The organism is Gluconobacter sp. Dm-73 (assembly GCF_018256215.1).
Taxonomy (GTDB): domain Bacteria; phylum Pseudomonadota; class Alphaproteobacteria; order Acetobacterales; family Acetobacteraceae; genus Gluconobacter; species Gluconobacter cadivus.
Genome location: NZ_JAERLW010000004.1, coordinates 143409 through 159008 on the forward strand (window position 1 = coordinate 143409; position 15600 = coordinate 159008).

Annotated in this window: 15 protein-coding genes; 6 read left to right on the forward strand and 9 right to left on the reverse strand. The window is 60.2% G+C overall.

Annotation, left to right across the window (positions count from 1 at the left end; translation table 11 throughout):
- The first annotated feature begins 14 nt into the window (after nt 1–14).
- Nucleotides 15–1769, forward strand: coding sequence for an ABC transporter ATP-binding protein (locus JK176_RS05945; protein ID WP_211586968.1), 1755 nt, complete (start codon nt 15–17; stop codon nt 1767–1769).
- Here JK176_RS05945 and JK176_RS05950 read toward each other — a convergent pair.
- The 6 genes from JK176_RS05950 to JK176_RS05975 form a co-directional block, all read right to left on the reverse strand.
- Nucleotides 1727–2239 carry an RNA pyrophosphohydrolase gene (locus JK176_RS05950; RefSeq protein WP_211586970.1) on the reverse strand — a complete coding sequence of 171 codons (513 nt, stop codon included), beginning with the start codon at nt 2237–2239 and terminating at the stop codon, nt 1727–1729. The two genes, JK176_RS05945 and JK176_RS05950, sit on opposite strands and share 43 nt — an antisense overlap.
- Nucleotides 2236–3396 (reverse strand): divergent polysaccharide deacetylase family protein, encoded by a 1161-nt coding sequence (locus tag JK176_RS05955; RefSeq protein WP_211586971.1) that lies wholly within the window; start codon nt 3394–3396, stop codon nt 2236–2238. The genes JK176_RS05950 and JK176_RS05955 overlap by 4 nt, the downstream gene beginning before the upstream one ends.
- A gap of 18 nt (nt 3397–3414) precedes the next feature.
- Entirely contained in the window at nt 3415–4872 is a 1458-nt protein-coding gene (locus JK176_RS05960; protein WP_211586972.1) for a S41 family peptidase, read from the reverse strand.
- A 128-nt stretch (nt 4873–5000) separates the two neighbouring features.
- Nucleotides 5001–6281: a murein hydrolase activator EnvC gene (locus JK176_RS05965; protein WP_211586976.1), complete on the reverse strand. Its 1281-nt coding sequence runs from the start codon at nt 6279–6281 to the stop codon at nt 5001–5003.
- A complete protein-coding gene (gpmI, locus tag JK176_RS05970) occupies nt 6268–7800 on the reverse strand; it encodes a 2,3-bisphosphoglycerate-independent phosphoglycerate mutase (protein WP_211586981.1) in 1533 nt (510 codons plus the stop codon). Before gpmI ends, JK176_RS05965 begins: the two co-directional genes overlap by 14 nt.
- Before the next feature lie 114 nt (nt 7801–7914).
- Complete coding sequence (locus JK176_RS05975) at nt 7915–8106, reverse strand: CsbD family protein (protein WP_062033238.1); 192 nt, start codon at nt 8104–8106, stop codon at nt 7915–7917.
- 163 nt (nt 8107–8269) lie between these two features.
- Between JK176_RS05975 and msrB the strand changes: the two genes are divergently transcribed.
- The 3 genes from msrB (at nt 8270) to JK176_RS05990 (ending at nt 9690) form a co-directional block, all read left to right on the forward strand.
- The gene (gene msrB, locus JK176_RS05980) at nt 8270–8686 is read left to right on the forward strand and encodes a peptide-methionine (R)-S-oxide reductase MsrB (RefSeq protein ID WP_211586983.1); all 417 of its coding nucleotides are present in this window, start codon (nt 8270–8272) and stop codon (nt 8684–8686) included.
- Nucleotides 8683–9321 (forward strand): uracil phosphoribosyltransferase, encoded by a 639-nt coding sequence (upp, locus tag JK176_RS05985; RefSeq protein WP_099286883.1) that lies wholly within the window; start codon nt 8683–8685, stop codon nt 9319–9321. Before msrB ends, upp begins: the two co-directional genes overlap by 4 nt.
- Before the next feature lie 81 nt (nt 9322–9402).
- Nucleotides 9403–9690, forward strand: a complete 288-nt coding sequence (locus JK176_RS05990; protein WP_211586986.1) for a DUF1330 domain-containing protein — start codon at nt 9403–9405, stop codon at nt 9688–9690.
- A 3-nt stretch (nt 9691–9693) separates the two neighbouring features.
- On the opposite strand, the gene JK176_RS05995 is transcribed toward JK176_RS05990, so the two are convergent.
- Nucleotides 9694–10920, reverse strand: coding sequence for a threonine ammonia-lyase (locus tag JK176_RS05995; protein WP_211586987.1), 1227 nt, complete (start codon nt 10918–10920; stop codon nt 9694–9696).
- The gene (gene greA / locus JK176_RS06000) at nt 10920–11393 is read right to left on the reverse strand and encodes a transcription elongation factor GreA (protein ID WP_099286880.1); all 474 of its coding nucleotides are present in this window, start codon (nt 11391–11393) and stop codon (nt 10920–10922) included. Before greA ends, JK176_RS05995 begins: the two co-directional genes overlap by 1 nt.
- Nucleotides 11394–11558: 165 nt before the next feature.
- On the opposite strand from greA, the gene JK176_RS06005 reads away from it, so the two are divergent.
- Nucleotides 11559–12083, forward strand: a complete 525-nt coding sequence (locus tag JK176_RS06005; RefSeq protein WP_211586989.1) for a hypothetical protein — start codon at nt 11559–11561, stop codon at nt 12081–12083.
- A complete protein-coding gene (locus JK176_RS06010) occupies nt 12083–12289 on the forward strand; it encodes a helix-turn-helix transcriptional regulator (protein ID WP_211586991.1) in 207 nt (68 codons plus the stop codon). Before JK176_RS06005 ends, JK176_RS06010 begins: the two co-directional genes overlap by 1 nt.
- 55 nt (nt 12290–12344) lie before the next feature.
- Here the strand turns inward: JK176_RS06010 and carB are convergent, their stop codons facing one another.
- Nucleotides 12345–15599: a carbamoyl-phosphate synthase large subunit gene (carB, locus tag JK176_RS06015; RefSeq protein WP_211586994.1), complete on the reverse strand. Its 3255-nt coding sequence runs from the start codon at nt 15597–15599 to the stop codon at nt 12345–12347.
- Nucleotide 15600: the final 1 nt, after the last annotated feature.

The following is a 15600-nucleotide window of genomic DNA, read 5'->3' on the forward strand; positions in this document are numbered from 1 at the left end:
CTACACCCCCGGACATGACGAAAACCACAGCCCTTGATACGGACAGCCGCGTCCTGATGAAACGCATCTGGCGCGAGGAAATGCGCCAGCATGTGGGACGGATCATTTCCGTCGTTGTTCTGACCGTTCTGATGGCCGCGCTGACCGCGCTTTATCCCGCCGTCATCAAGCGGGCCGTGGACATGTTTGCGGCGCATGATTCCCGGATCCTGTATCAGGTCCCGGCTCTTGTCGTGCTTGTGACCGGACTCAAGGCCGCGTCTCAGTATGGGCAGACGATTGCCGTGCAGGGGCTGGTTCTGGCGGTGATCCGGGGATTGCAGTCCCGCATGTTTGCTCATTCGCTCCAGGCAGATGTCTCGACGATTGAAAAGGACGCGCCTGCCAAATGGGCCGCCCGCTTCACGACCGACGCCATTTCGATCCGCGAGGCCATGATCCGCGTGGTCAACGCGCTCGGAGACGCCGTGACGGTGGTGGGGCTGGTGATTTCCATGATTGTGACGGACTGGGAACTGAGCCTGATCGCGCTCGTACTGTATCCGGTGGCGGCTGTCCCCATCCAGAAGTTGGGCAAAAAGGTACGCCGCGCCTCGGGCGGTATGCAGGAGCAGATTGGCGAAACGTCGGCCCTGCTGAACGAAAGTTTCGCTCTGGCCCGGCAGATCCGTATCTACCGCATGGAAGACCGGGAAAGCACGCGGGTCGATCACTCCCTCGATCTGCTGCATTCCGCATTTCTGCGTATTGCCAAAGGCCGTGCCCGTGTCGATCCGGTTCTTGAGGTTTTGGGTGGTGCAGCCGTGGCTGCCGTGCTGGGGTTCGCGGGCTGGCGGGCTGCTCAGGGCGGTGCGACGCTCGGAGATTTTACTGCGTTTATTGCAGCTCTTCTGACTGCGTCTCGGCCTATTCGGGCGCTGGGCTCGCTCAACACCGCTCTTCAGGAAGGTTTGGCAGGACTGTCGCGTGTTTTCGCGGTGATTGATGAACCTCCTGCCGTGATGGAGCGGGCCGGTGCAAAACCTTTGCCAGCTGGTAAGGGACATCTGGTGTTTGAGCAGGCTGGCTACCGTTACGAAGACGGTCGGGTCGCGTTAAGGGGTCTGACGTTTGATGTGCAGCCCGGAAAAACCGTGGCGCTTGTCGGGCCTAGCGGGGCCGGAAAATCCACGGCTCTGTCCCTGATCCCGCGTCTGCATGATGTGAGTGAAGGGAGTATTCAACTGGAAGGCGTGGATCTGCGCGATCTGACGCTCTCATCCCTTCGTGATGCCATCGCCTATGTCAGTCAGGACACAACCCTGTTTGACATGTCCCTGATCGAGAATATCTGGATCGGGCGACCGTCAGCGTCGCGGGATGAGGTTGAAAAGGCATGCGCCATGGCGGCAGTCGATTTTCTCGATAATCTGCCAGCAGGACTGGAAACGCGGGTGGGGCCGGGCGGACGTCGACTGTCGGGCGGCCAGCGTCAGCGTGTGGCACTGGCCCGCGCTCTGCTTCGCAACCCGCGGGTGCTTCTGCTTGATGAGGCGACGAGCGCGCTGGATTCCGAAAGTGAAGCGCGGGTTCAGAAAGCCTTGGCCAATCTGCGTTCGGGCCGCACGACCGTGATCGTGGCGCACCGGCTTTCAACGGTTCAGGCGGCGGATCTCATCGTCGTTATGGATCATGGTGCTGTCGCCGAAGCGGGGACACATGCGGAACTTCTCAGACAGGACGGTCTTTATGCGCGGCTGGTACGAACCCAGTCTTTGGCGGCGGCCTGAAACAGGGCCGCCAGTTCTGGGATTAATGCGACATACAGGTCTTTCTTGAAGCCCAGATCGCGTTCCAGAACGTCGTTCGGCTCAACCCATTCCCAGCAGTCGAATTCTGCTGGCTCATGAAGGTCCAGCCGAATATCGGAATCCTGTCCTTCATATCCCATCACGAACCACTTCTGGGTCTGCCCCCGGAACCGGCCACCCAGAGCCTTGCCGATCAGGGCAGATGGCAGGTCATAGGACAGCCATCCCGCGCGCTCGGCAAGAATGCGGGCGTTGCTTGTACCGATTTCTTCGCCCATCTCTCGTATGGCGGCTGTTTCGGGCGTCTCGCCCTCATCGATCCCACCTTGTGGGCACTGCCAGACGCGTCCCGGGAGATCCGTCCGGCAGGCGATGAACAGCTTGCCCTCCCGATTAAAGAGAGCAATTCCGACATTCGGACGATAGGGCAGGGTCATGCAATCGCTCATAAAGGGGCAACCGGGCTGGAAGACAGCAGATTAGCGGCCTGATCGTTTCCGATACCGCTATCGACGAAACTGGACGGTGGCACCAAAACAAAGCTGCCTAGCGCCGGGCCTTTGAGCCAGTTGGCAAGACGGTCGATCATGACGGGGGTGACAGGACCGACCATAAGCAGAATTTTTGTGGGCTTTCCGTCCTGGGGCAGTAGCGCGGCAAGGCGGCTGTCCAGAGTGGCCGCATCCGTATCGCCATCAATCCAGGCCGTCGCAGTCATGCCGCGTGTACGGCGACCATCCTGTGCAGAGCCAGCCAGATAAAGAAGCCCTTTACTGCTGATGAAACTGGCAATCGGAGCGAAATCCGGCGAGGTCGCATAACCGCCGCCCGGTTGGTCGTCTCCGTTTTCAGAGGCGTCCGTCAGCCCGTCTGCGCCTGTGGCACGGGACAGGCACCATTCCAGTTCTCGCTGGTCATCGGCGGCGGAATTGCCATATCCCAGTGCGTGTGGGCCTTCATCGACGCGTTCGGGGTGTGCGCTCTGCATCGGAAGCGTGACATAGACTTCACGATGGCTGGCATGGGCTCGCGCAATAATGTCGCCGATATTGCTCACATAAGGCGAAATCCCGACCGCAACCGGGGCTGGAATGCGCGAAAGAACGTCGTAGGTCAGCGCGTCGGAATAACCAAAACCCTGAAGCACGATTGCAATGGCGGTTTTGTCCGCTGGAACTGCGGGTGAAGGCGGTCTGACGACGGCTGCTGGACTGGCGGCGCCAGGCGACGGCACCGGCGGAAGGGCCTGCTGCATCACGGCGGTTGAGGGTGCTGCCGGTGTGGGAGGAACGGCTTTGGCGGGAATGACTGTCGGTGCCGCAATCGGCGTTGCAGGTTGCTGCACCTCAGATGGACTGACAGAACGGACTGCCTCTTGCGGCACCGGTGTGGAGACGATTGAGGAGGCGTTCTGTACAGGCGGAGCTTCCGGTCGTGCCGGAGGAGTAATTTTTGCCAAAACGACAGGTTTCTGTTGATGGAACAGAAACGCCGCCGCTCCGGCTCCTCCTGCAAGAAGGATGGCCCAGAACGCGATCAGAAGGCGTCCGATAACGGGAAGTCGTTGCCAGAGCCCTGCGCGGCTGGAGGCGGAACGGTTCTGCACGATCCGGGATGTCCTTAGTTAGTGATGTGCTTCAGGCGGTTTGGGGGCAGCAGGAGCGGCAGCTTTGACCTCGGTTGCCGGTGCTGTCGCAGGAGCAGGATTTGAAATGCCTGCCATCGCGTTGACGACCTTGATGGCTTGCTGAAGCTGGAAATCTGTCGCGGGCTTCGTCGCGTCAAATGCGGGCCAGTTGGCATCCGGCATTTTGGGAATGGATTTCGCAATCGGCGGAATATCTGTGCGTGGCGTTTCGGTTGTCCGGTTGCCGCCGATATTCGTCAGAATATGGGATAGATCCGCTTCACGATATCCGTAAGAATCGTCGTCCTTTGTTTCGGAGACGGGGATATCGGGGGTGATGCCAAGGCCCTGAATGGAACGGCCGGATGGCGTGTAGTAGCGGGCTGTTGTCAGGCGGACTGCACCCTGATCTCCGATCGGGATCAGGGTCTGGACCGAACCCTTACCGAAAGTCTTTTCGCCGAGGATAATGGCGCGGTGATGGTCCTTCAACGCGCCAGCCACGATTTCACTAGCCGAGGCCGAACCGCCATTCGTCAGAACGACGATCGGCAGGCCATTTGTGATGTCCGTGCCTTTCGCATCCCAGCGCTGGTTGTTTTCCGCATGACGACCGCGAATGGAGACGATTTCTCCGTCCTTGATGAAATCGTCCGCGACCGCGATGGCCTGATCGAGCTTGCCGCCCGGATTGGAACGCAGGTCGAGGATAATCCCAGTCAGCTTGCCGCCGGGGGTCTTGGCCGCTTCTGCCTTGAGTTTGTCGAACGCGGCATGCATGGCGCCTTCGAGATCGTCATCGAATTCGGTCAGACGGATATAGCCCGTGCTGCCATAAAGCGCCGACTTTACGATCTGGACATGGACGATTTCACGCGTCATGTCGAAGGTCAGGGTCTTGCCGGTTTTGGGGCGCACGATTGTCAGGCTAATTTTGGTACCTGGATCGCCGCGCATCTTGCGGACGGCCTGATCGAGCGTCAGGTCATCAATGCTTTTGTGGTCGACCATCGTGATGAAATCGCCCGGCTGGATGCCAGCGCGTGCGGCAGGGGTGCCGTCGATCGGGGAGACGACGCGGACATGACCGGATTCGCCCTGAACCTGCAGGCCCAGACCGCCAAACTTGCCCGAAATCTCGGTCTGCATGTCGTGGAACTGGGCTGCGGTCATGTAGGAGGAATGGGGGTCGAGATTGCCGACCATGCCATCCAACGCGTTGTTGATGAGGTCTTTGTCGGACACGGGGTGGACATATTCCGCCTTCACCACGTCCATGACGGTCCCCAGCAGCGTCAGCAGGCGGACGGTTTCCGCGCTGTTGTCATGAGAAATCTCACGGGCGAAGGCTGCGCCCGGAAAGTCGCTGGAGCCAGCAAGACGCAGGGCGCCCGGTCCGACAGCCAGTCCGGCCAGAAAGGCGGTGCCCAGCAACAGGCCACTGCGAAACTTCATGTGATCTCCATCCTCGGGCACGAAGGAACCTGCTGGCCGACGGTGCTCCGCAGGGAGACTAGGCCGGTTCAGGTTGCCAAATTACTAAGATACGATCCTACAAGGTCAGACGCGCTCGGCAAACCGGCTCAAAGGAAAGGCGCCGGGCTGACCACCTGTGCGCCGTGGCGGAGCTGGACGAACAGCATCCCTTCCGCCGCAGGCATCTGGCCGAGTGTGGCAGCTTTCCTGATGCTTTGGCCACTCGAAACAGTGAGTTGGCCCAGTCCTGACAGCACGAAACGATAGTTGCGCCCGCAATCGAGGATCAGCATTTGCCCGAAAGAGCGGAAAGGACCGGCAAATTCGACTCGGCCCGTACAGGGAGCCTGTACGGGGGCGGAAGAGAGGGCGGCATAGGTGATGCCGGTGGCCGGACCGGCTTCTGTTGCCTGCCTCCAGCGGATCGCAACATGACCCGGAACCGGGGCGTGGCCGCCGGTGCTGGAAACGCCCTGTCCGGCGGATGAGATTGACTGGGCCTGCGAGCGCGCATGGCGGGCGCGCTCGAATTCGTGCTGGCGGGCAAGGGCAGCAGCTTCTTTTTCAAGCTCGGCGCGGGCCTGTGCTTCCTGTTGCACCAGGTTGGTGATTTCTGCAGACAGATCCGCTGCGGCCTGCATGGCGTCGGCAACGGCTTTGCGGGCTTTTTGCGCGCCCTGATCTGCGACGGCTTCCTGATGCGCTGCAATCCGGGTCCGGGCGGCGGCGGTGTTGCGTTCATGCGTCTGTTGCGTCAGCAGGTCCGAAAGCTCTTTCTGGTGCTGTTCCAGATCGCTGCTGATGGCATGGAGTTCGTCTTCGCGGGACTGAAGGGTCTGGGCGCGCTGTCGGGTGAGCTGGGAAAAGCCACCGAGAATGGACAGGGCAGTGACGCTTTCAGATGCTGTTTCCGGAGATGCCAGCAAGGCGGCGTCAGGTGCGATGGACAGGCGCGCTGCGATGGGGAGCAGGGGTTGCAGGGCGGCATTCTGTTGCCAGATGTCGGCCTGAATGGCTGTCCGTTTGTTTTTCAGTTCTGAGATGTTGGCCTGGAGAGTCTGGATGCGGCTCTGGGTGCTGTCCATGGCGGACTGGGCCGTATGGGTCTGGGCGGTGTAGGCGAGCGTCCGGGCTGTGTCCTGCCTGGCTTTTGCCTCGGCCTGCGCCGATGCGATCTGTTTGGCGCGCAGGGTTGCGGCTTCTGCGGCCTGTTGTTGTTCCAGCGCGCGACGTGCGGCCTGCGCGCGGGCGAGGGCTTTCTGCCCCGCGCTCGGCGCTGTTGCCGTTGATTTGGCAGGATGGTGGTGTGCCGCATGATGCGCTGTCGCCCAGTGGGGCGACAGGAGCAGGGCAAGCGGCAGGATGTGTCGTGGATCAGGGGCTTTCAAGCAGGGAGACACCCGTCATCGCGTCAGGCTGCCTGATATTCATGAGAGCCAACATGGTCGGGGCGAGATCCGCCAGACGGCCGTCATGAATGGTTTTGCCGTCTGCATGGGCCAGAATGACGGGCACGACATTCAGGGTGTGGGACGTATGGGCACCGCCCGTTACGGGGTCCCGCATGGTTTCGCAGTTGCCGTGATCTGCTGTTACGAGCAGGGCCCCGCCTGCTTTGACAATGGCGTCATTGATACGGCCCAGCCCCTGATCGACCGTTTCGCAGGCCTTGATGGCGGCGGGCAGGGAGCCTGTGTGGCCGACCATATCCGGATTGGCGAAATTCAGGACGATCATGTCGAACTGGCCGCTCTCGATGGCGGCAACGGCTTTGTCCGTCAGTTCGGGTGCCGACATTTCGGGCTGAAGGTCATAGGTCGCGACCTTGGGTGACGGGACCAGAATGCGCTCCTCACCCTCGAACTGGACTTCACGGCCACCGTTGAGGAAATAGGTGACGTGCGGATATTTCTCCGTCTCTGCCATGCGGAGTTGTGTTTTGCCTGCTTTGGCCACCACATCTCCCAGCAGATCGTCGAGCGGCACCTTGGAGAACAGGACGCTCATGTAAGGGGCCAGATGGTCGGAGTAGCGGGACATGCCGCAGACGGACGCGAACTTTATCTTTCGTCCGCTGTCGTAGTCCGCAAAATCCGGAAGAACCAGAACGTCCAGAAGCTGGCGGATGCGGTCCGCACGGAAGTTACAGGAGAGGATGCCGTCTCCGTCCTTCATGCCAGCGTAATCGCCCAGAACGGTGGGAAGTACGAATTCATCACCTTTGTCGTTGTCGTAACTGGCCCGAAGAGCGGAGAGCGCATCCGGAGCGTGAGGCCCCTTCGCATCGCGGATGGCCGCGACGGCCAGGTCAACACGCTCCCAGCGGCGATCGCGGTCCATGGCGTAATAGCGGCCGCTGAGTGTGGCAACTTTTACGGTGTCTGGCAGGTCTGTCAGGAATTTACCGATGAACTCCTCACCAGAACGCGGCGCGGTATCACGGCCATCGCTGAAGATGTGAACAGCGACGGGAACGCCTGCTGCGCTGACGATTTTAGCCAGTGCCACGACATGATCCTGATGGGCATGGACACCACCGAGTGAGATCAGACCCATGATATGGCAGGTTCCGCCCGAGGCTTTCAGCGCCGCGATATGATCCAGAAGGACGGGGTTCTGGGCTAGAGAGCCATCCCGGGCGCTGCGGGAAATGCGGGGCAGTTCCTGCATGACGACACGGCCTGCGCCGATATTCAGATGGCCGACTTCAGAATTACCCATCTGCCCGTCCGGAAGGCCGACATCCTCGCCGGACGTTTTTAGAAACGCATGTGGACTGGTGGCCCAGAGCGTGTCGAATGTCGGGGTATTGGCGAGGCGGACTGCATTGTCGGACTCATCTTCACGCCAGCCGAAGCCGTCGAGAATGACCAGCATGACGGGGCGGGGCGTTGAGGATGCAGACATGACAGTCTCCTGAAGGGAAGGAAGGAGTGAACTTCCGTCCATCATGCCACCATTCCCCGCAAATGCGAACGCCCGCCATGAAGGCGGGCGATGCATTGTGATCGGAGGCGGGGTTCAGAGTTTGTCGATACCGCTTTTGACAGTATCCTTGGCGTCACCGACGCCCTTCTGGACCTTTCCCTTGAGGTTCTGGGCAATGCCCTCAGCCTCAAGCTTCTCATCGTTGGTCACGTGGCCGACTTCTTCCTTGATCTTGCCCGTCACCTGATTGGCAACGCCTTTGATCTTGTCTTCGATGGAACTCATGACCGGATCCTTCCGTCTTGATGTTGTGCAGATATTAACGGGTTTCAGCGTGCCGAGTTGCGTTCTGACAGTTTAAGATGCGTGACAAAATACGGCCGCGCTTTCATACATCCCCAAAGATCCATTCCAAGAAGACGTCCCTTAGAGTTTCCGGAGAACCAGCATGACCCAGAGTTGCGGCCCGACCGGGCAGAACGGCAGTGGTTGCGGCGTCGGCCTGACACCGGAGCAGCGGCGCATCCTGCACGAGCATGGCACGGAACGCCCCGGTTCCAGCCCGCTCAATGATGAAAAGCGCGCGGGAACCTATGCCTGTGCAGCCTGTGGACGCCCGCTGTTCTCCTCGGAGGCTAAATATGACAGCGGCAGCGGCTGGCCGTCATTTTTCCAGCCTCTGGCTGAAGGCGTCGAAACCACGCAGGACAGCCGCTATGGCATGGTCCGCACAGAAGTTCACTGTGCGAACTGCAAGGGTCATCTGGGGCATGTCTTTCCCGATGGGCCGCCGCCCACGGGGCTGCGTTATTGTATGAATGGTCTGGCGCTTGATTTTCGCCCGGCCGAAGGAGAAAAAGCATGAGCAAGGCGCTGCCGCCTATCGTCCTCGACCATCCGCTGGTGCGCCACAAGCTGACCCGTCTGCGTGACCACAACACATCCACGGCCGGTTTTCGTCGGCTGACGCGCGAACTCAGCCTCCTGCTGGCCTACGAAGCCACGCGGAACCTCTCGCTGGCGCCGCGTCATATCGAAGCGCCGAGCGGGCCGATGGAAGGCGAGGAACTGGACGGCAAGAAGCTGTGTTTCGTTTCCATCTTGCGGGCTGGCAATGGTCTTCTGGACGGGATGCTGGATCTGGTTCCATCCGCGCGCGTGGGGCATATCGGTCTGCGCCGGGATCATGAGACACTTGAGGTCAGCGAATACTATTTCAACATGCCGAGCGACGTTCCGGGCAGGACCTGCATCGTGCTCGACCCGATGCTCGCGACTGGGCACTCTGCTGCGGCTGCGCTGACCCGTGTGAAGGCTGCCGGGGCAACGAACCCGATCTTTGCCTGCCTGCTCGCTGTTCCGGAAGGCATTGCCCATATGGCGGAGCTGCACCCTGACGTGCAGATCGTGACCTGTTCGATCGACAGCCATCTGGATGAGCATGGCTATATCGTTCCGGGCCTTGGAGATGCGGGCGACCGTCTGTTCGGGACGCGCTGAAACAGAGGCACACGCTCTTGTGTGCTGAAATGTCAGGCGTTTTGTGGCGGGTATGGAGGCTCATCCTGAGGAGAGCTTTTCATGCCTGCCTATGCCCTGTTCGTTCGTGAAAAACTGGCCGATCCGGCTGAATTCAAGAAATATTCGGAAGTCGTGGCTGAAACCTTCAAAGGGTTTCCGGCCAAAATCCTTGCGGCCTACGGCAAGCAGGAAAAACTCGAAGGCACCGAGCCTGATGGTGTGGTGATTATCGAGTTCCCGGATGCTGCCTCGGCCCGCGCCTGGTACGAAAGCCCGGCCTACCAGAAGGCTGCGGAGCATCGCTGGAAGGCCGGGCCGTATAATGTCGTGATCGTGGACGGGGTCTGAGGATCAATCCCGCCGGACGATGTAATGCCGCGCCAGATCGGTTTCGATCTGGTGGGCATGTTCGGTATCACGGGCTTCCACCATCACCAGCAGTTCCGCCGTCTGAACGGACGGAGAGGCAAACAGGCGGTGATGGGAAACCTCGATGATGTTGCCGCCGTAATTGCCGATACGGGTGGAGATGTCCGCCAGTGTGCCCGGACGATCGGGGATCTGGAAGATCAGCCGCAGGATCCGTCCATCCCGGAGCAGGGAGCGCAGGATCGTGTTGGCGAGAATGCGCGCGTTGATGTTGCCGCCTGAAAGCGGCAGGGCGACGTGGCGTCCTTTGAACAGTTCAGGATAGGCAAGAACGGCGGCAAGGCCCGTCGCGCCTGCGCCTTCGCAGACCTGCTTGGCTTTTTCGGCCAGTGTCGTGACGGCGCTCTCGACCTGAAGCTCGCTGACAACGAGAACTTTGGAAATCCGGTTACGAAACGCGCTCAGGCAGTGATCGCCAAGTCTGGTAACGGCGATGCCTTCCGCAATGGTCGATCCGCCCAGTGTCGGGCCGTCTTCCTTGGGATAGCTGGACAGTGAGGCATAGGCCTCGACCTGTACGCCGATCACCTCAACGTCCGGGCGCAAGGCTGCCATGACGGTGGCAAACCCACCGATCAGTCCACCGCCACCGACCGGTACGACGACCGTGTCGATATCAGGGGCATCCTGCAGAAGCTCGAGCGCGGCCGTGCCTTGACCGGCGATGACGGCCGGATCATTGAACGGGTGAACGAGAACGCGCCCGTCCTGTTTCTGAAGCTCGGCGGCTGTTTCGCTGGCCTGCGCGAAATCGTCACCTGCGAGCACCACATTCGCGCCCCAGGCCTGTGTTGCCGCGACCTTGGTGGCGGGCGTGAAGCGCGGCATGACGATGGTGGCATCAATACCGAGAAGACTGGCCTGACGGGCCACACCCTGAGCGTGATTGCCTGCCGAGACGGTAATCACGCCACGGGACCGCTCTTCCGGCGTCAGGAGGGCCATTTTGTTGGCCGCTCCGCGCTCCTTGAAGGAGCCGATCGCCTGAAGGTTCTCGAGCTTGAGCGTAATCTCCGCGCCTGTCAGTTTGGACAGGGCAGGACAGGAAATCGTCGGCGTGCGGACCACCGTGGATGCGATGCGCTCATGGGCGCTTTCGATATCCGCAATGGTCACAACAGGGGCGGTGGACGTCAGGACGTCAGACATTAGCGATATGCGACCTTGAGGATTTCATAAGTCCGGTCTCCGCCGGGAGCGGGGACCGACACGGTATCACCGACATCCTTGCCGATCAGCGCCTTGGCCAGCGGTGAGGAAATCGAGATCAGGCCCTGTTTGATGTCGGCCTCATGGACGCCGACGATCTGGTACAGGGCTTCCTTATCGGTTTCTTCGTCAACCAGTTCGATGTGTGCGCCAAAGCGGACACGCGTTCCGGTCAGGGTCGAAGGATCGATAACTTCTGCGTTGGAAATGATGCTTTCCAACTCCAGAACACGACCTTCGATGAAGGACTGACGGTCACGGGCGGCGTGGTATTCGGCGTTTTCGGACAGGTCCCCATGTTCGCGGGCTTCTGCGATAGCGCGGATGACGGCCGGGCGGTCGACGCTCTTGAGGGTCCGCAGTTCGTCTTCGAGACGCTGTTGTCCCTTCGCGGTCATGGGGATCTTCTGCACTCTGAAATCCTCGAAAAAGCGTGACTGAAACTTGATAAACAGCCTGACAATATAGGATTTCGGCGAGTTTTTTGCAAGATGGCGTATTTTTATTTATCGAAAAGCGATAAAAATCTTGTTGGATCATGAGTGTATGTGCTTATCGTTTTTCGATAAGGAGAAGTCATGATGAAAACAGTTGATGCCCTTCATCGCGTTCGTCAGGTTCTGCGTTTTCTATTCGCTACTTCAGCGGTTTTGTTTTGGTGCGAACTGCTCCTGTTGGTGGGCTCTCTTGTTCTCATGCCGGTACTGTATGTGTTTTGGAACAGACAGTCCTACTCTCTGGCTCACGATGGCAATGAGATGGCTGGCCTGATCGTGGGAGTTATTATTTTTTATATTTTGAAGAGCATCTTGGGGAATTCAATCTCGATTGTTGACAATGCTCTCTCGGGGAAAATTTTTTCTCGAAATAATTCCGATATTGTTTGGATTATTTTCAGAAAAATCTTTTGTTTTTCTGGAATTGTCTTTTTCGCAGGAGTGTTTTCAAGTTTCCTAGATCCTGCCGCATACGGTTCATTTTCCTGGATTGAGCTTCTTTCGGATATTGCTGATTCCGCACTATGTCTGGGGCTGCTTTATCTCATCGCCTTACTTTTCGAGATGGGTGTTCAGCTTCAGTCCGAAATGGATGAGGTCATCTGATGCCGGTGCAGGTCAGTCTGGATGAGTTGCTGAAGGCGCGGGGGATGTCTTTGACGGAACTGTCGGAGAAAGTGGGGCTGACGCTGGCCAATCTTTCAATTCTCAAAACAGGCAAAGCAAAGGCGATCCGGTTTTCGACCCTTGAGGCTTTATGCCGGGTTCTCGACTGTCAACCGGGCGATCTTCTTCGATATTCAGGCGACTAGAAACGAAAAACCCCGCCAGAGTGCTCCGGCGGGGTTTTTCAGGGTCAGGAAAGGTTCAGAATGCGCCCTTGAAGTAGGACTGGAGCGGGGCCACGCCCAGATCGTCTTCCTTCAGGACTGCAATGGCATAGGTCGCCGCACGGGCACCTGCGATCGTGGTGTAGTGCGGGATCCCCATCGTCAGGGCGCTGCGACGGATCTCGTAGCTGTCCTGCGCGGCCTGACCGCCCTGTGAGGTGTTGATGACCATCTGCACGTCACCCGAGCGGATGGAATCCACGCAGTTCGGACGGCCCTGCATCACCTTGTTCACGCGCTTTACGGGAATGTCCGCGTCTTCCAGACGGGATGCCGTGCCGCTGGTGGCGAGGATGGTGAAGCCCATGGCGACCAGTTTGCGGGCGAGAGGCTGGACATGCGCCTTGTCGCTGTCACGGACGGACAGGAACACAGTGCCTGCAAGCGGCAGCGTCACGCCAGCGGCAAGCTGGGACTTTGCAAAGGCGCGCTCGAAGCTGGAATCCAACCCCATGACCTCACCCGTGGACCGCATTTCCGGGCCGAGGATCGTGTCGGCATTGGCGAAACGGTGGAACGGGAACACCGCTTCCTTGACGGCGACATGCGGCGAGACCGCACCGCCATCGAGCTTGAACTCGGTGAGTTTCGCACCCGCCATGACGCGCGCGCCGATCTTCGCAACCGGAACGCCCGTTGCCTTGGCAACGAAGGGTACGGTCCGCGAGGCGCGCGGGTTTACTTCGAGAACGAAGACTTCCTGATCCTTGATGGCGTACTGGACGTTCATTAGGCCGCGGATGCCTAGTTCGCGGGCCATGGCTTCGGTCTGCGAGCGCAGTTCCGTCACCAGTGCCGGGGAGAGCGTGTAGGGCGGCAGGGAGCAGGCGGAGTCACCGGAATGGATGCCGGCTTCTTCGATATGTTCCATGACGCCTGCGACATAGACGTTCTCGCCGTCGCAGATGCAGTCCACGTCCGCTTCGATGGCGTCGTTGAGATAGTGGTCGAGCAGGACCGGGCCGGTCGAGACTTCCGGACCTGCGGCGCGCAGGACTTCGTTGAGGTAGCGCTTGAGGCCCGGTTTGTCATAGACGATTTCCATCGCGCGACCGCCAAGGACGTAGGACGGGCGGGCGACGACCGGATAGCCGACCTCTTCCGCGATGGCCTCAGCTTCCGCCGGGCTACGGGCGATACCGTTGCGGGGCTGGCGCAGGCCGAGCTTGCGCAGCATGGTCTGGAAGCGTTCGCGGTCTTCGGCGCGGTCGATCGCGTCTGCGGGCGTGCCGAGCAGCGGGATGCCAGCGTCTTCAAGGGCGCGGGACAGCTTGAGCGGCGTCTGGCCGCCATACTGCACGATGCAGCCCAGCACCTTGCCGCCCTTGGCTTCGGTGCGGATCAGGGCGATCACGTCCTCGGCGGTCAGAGGCTCAAAATACAGGCGGTCCGAGGTGTCGTAGTCGGTTGAGACCGTTTCAGGGTTACAGTTGACCATGACCGTCTCGAAACCGGCTTCGCGCAGGGCGTAGGCGGCATGGACGCAGCAATAATCGAACTCGATGCCCTGACCGATACGGTTCGGGCCGCCACCGAGAATGATGATCTTGTCGCGGTTCGTCGGGCGGCTTTCGCATTCCGGCGTACCGAACCCACCTTCATAGGTCGAGTACAGATAGGGTGTGTCGGAGGCGAACTCGGCGGCGCAGGTGTCGATGCGGCGATAGACCGGCGTGACAGCCAGTTTCTCGCGCAGTTCTGCGACATCCGTGACGCTCTGGCCGGAGAGGCGGGCGAGCTGGACGTCGGAGAAGCCCTGGGCCTTGAGACGGCGCAGGTTGTAGGCGTCCGTGGGCAGGCCGTTCTTTTCGATCTCGCGCTCGGAGGTCACGATGTCTTCAAGTTGACGCAGGAACCACGGCTCGAACTTGCAGGCTGCGTTGACCTGTTCGACCGACAGTCCGGCGCGCAGGGCCTGTGCGGCCATCAGGATGCGCTCGGGACGCGGCTCGGCCAGAGCGGCGAGATAGGCGTTGTGCGAACCGTCGCCGGGAGCTTCGACCGGATCGAGGCCGGTGAGGCCCGTTTCCATCGAGCGCAGACCCTTCTGGATGGCTTCGGCGAAGGACCGGCCAACCGACATGGCTTCACCGACCGACTTCATGGACGTCGAGAGGAGCGCCGGGGAGCCGGGGAATTTCTCGAAGGTGAAGCGAGGGATCTTGGCGACGACATAGTCGATCGTCGGCTCGAAGGAGGCCGGGGTTGTTTTGGTGATGTCGTTCTTGAGTTCGTCCAGCGTGTAGCCGACGGCCAGCTTGGCGGCGATCTTGGCGATCGGGAAGCCGGTGGCCTTTGAGGCGAGTGCGGAGGAACGCGACACGCGCGGGTTCATCTCGATGACGACCAGACGGCCATCGGCGGGGTTGACGCCGAACTGCACGTTGGAACCGCCGGTCTCGACGCCGATCTTGCGCAGGCACGCGATCGAGGCGTCCCGCATGCGCTGGTATTCCTTGTCGGTCAGCGTGAGCGCGGGGGCGACGGTGATGGAGTCACCGGTATGGACGCCCATCGGGTCGATGTTTTCGATGGAGCAGATGATGATGCAGTTATCCGCGGTGTCGCGGACCACTTCCATCTCGTATTCTTTCCAGCCGAGGACGGATTCTTCGATCAGGACTTCGGTCGTGGGGGAAGCATCGAGGCCGCCTGCGACGATCTGGTCGAATTCCTCGCGGTTATAGGCGATGCCGCCGCCAGCGCCGCCCATGGTGAAGGACGGGCGGATGATGGCGGGCAGGCCGACATCGGCCAGGGCCGCGCGGGCTTCTTCGAGCGTATGGGCGATGGTGCTGCGGGGGCTTTCGATCCCGATCTCGTCCATGGCTTCACGGAATTTCTGGCGATCTTCCGCGCGGTCAATGACTTCCGCGTCCGCGCCGATCAGCTCCACATTGTGCTTTTTGAGGAAGCCGGACTTGTCGAGCGCCATGGCGGCGTTCAGGGCTGTCTGGCCGCCCATCGTCGGCAGGACGGCGTCGGGCTTTTCCTTGAGGATGATGCGCTCGACGAATTCGGGGGTGATCGGCTCGATATAGGTCGCATCCGCCAGACCGGGGTCGGTCATGATGGTGGCAGGGTTCGAGTTGATCAGGATGACCCGATAGCCTTCCTCACGCAGGGCCTTGCAGGCCTGTGCGCCGGAATAGTCGAATTCGCAGGCCTGTCCGATGACGATCGGGCCAGCGCCGATGATCAGGATGGACGAAATGTCTGTCCGTTTTGGCATG

Excerpts from the sequence above, each read along its gene's own strand:
- JK176_RS05945 (WP_211586968.1), top strand. The coding sequence starts at position 15 with ATGACGAAAACCACAGCCCTTGATACGGACAGCCGCGTCCTGATGAAA.
- JK176_RS05950 (WP_211586970.1), bottom strand. The coding sequence starts at position 2,239 with ATGAGCGATTGCATGACCCTGCCCTATCGTCCGAATGTCGGAATTGCT.
- JK176_RS05960 (WP_211586972.1), bottom strand. The coding sequence starts at position 4,872 with ATGAAGTTTCGCAGTGGCCTGTTGCTGGGCACCGCCTTTCTGGCCGGA.
- gpmI (WP_211586981.1), bottom strand. The coding sequence starts at position 7,800 with ATGTCTGCATCCTCAACGCCCCGCCCCGTCATGCTGGTCATTCTCGAC.
- JK176_RS05975 (WP_062033238.1), bottom strand. The coding sequence starts at position 8,106 with ATGAGTTCCATCGAAGACAAGATCAAAGGCGTTGCCAATCAGGTGACG.
- msrB (WP_211586983.1), top strand. The coding sequence starts at position 8,270 with ATGACCCAGAGTTGCGGCCCGACCGGGCAGAACGGCAGTGGTTGCGGC.
- upp (WP_099286883.1), top strand. The coding sequence starts at position 8,683 with ATGAGCAAGGCGCTGCCGCCTATCGTCCTCGACCATCCGCTGGTGCGC.
- JK176_RS05990 (WP_211586986.1), top strand. The coding sequence starts at position 9,403 with ATGCCTGCCTATGCCCTGTTCGTTCGTGAAAAACTGGCCGATCCGGCT.
- JK176_RS05995 (WP_211586987.1), bottom strand. The coding sequence starts at position 10,920 with ATGTCTGACGTCCTGACGTCCACCGCCCCTGTTGTGACCATTGCGGAT.
- JK176_RS06005 (WP_211586989.1), top strand. The coding sequence starts at position 11,559 with ATGATGAAAACAGTTGATGCCCTTCATCGCGTTCGTCAGGTTCTGCGT.
- JK176_RS06010 (WP_211586991.1), top strand. The coding sequence starts at position 12,083 with ATGCCGGTGCAGGTCAGTCTGGATGAGTTGCTGAAGGCGCGGGGGATG.
- carB (WP_211586994.1), bottom strand. The coding sequence starts at position 15,599 with ATGCCAAAACGGACAGACATTTCGTCCATCCTGATCATCGGCGCTGGC.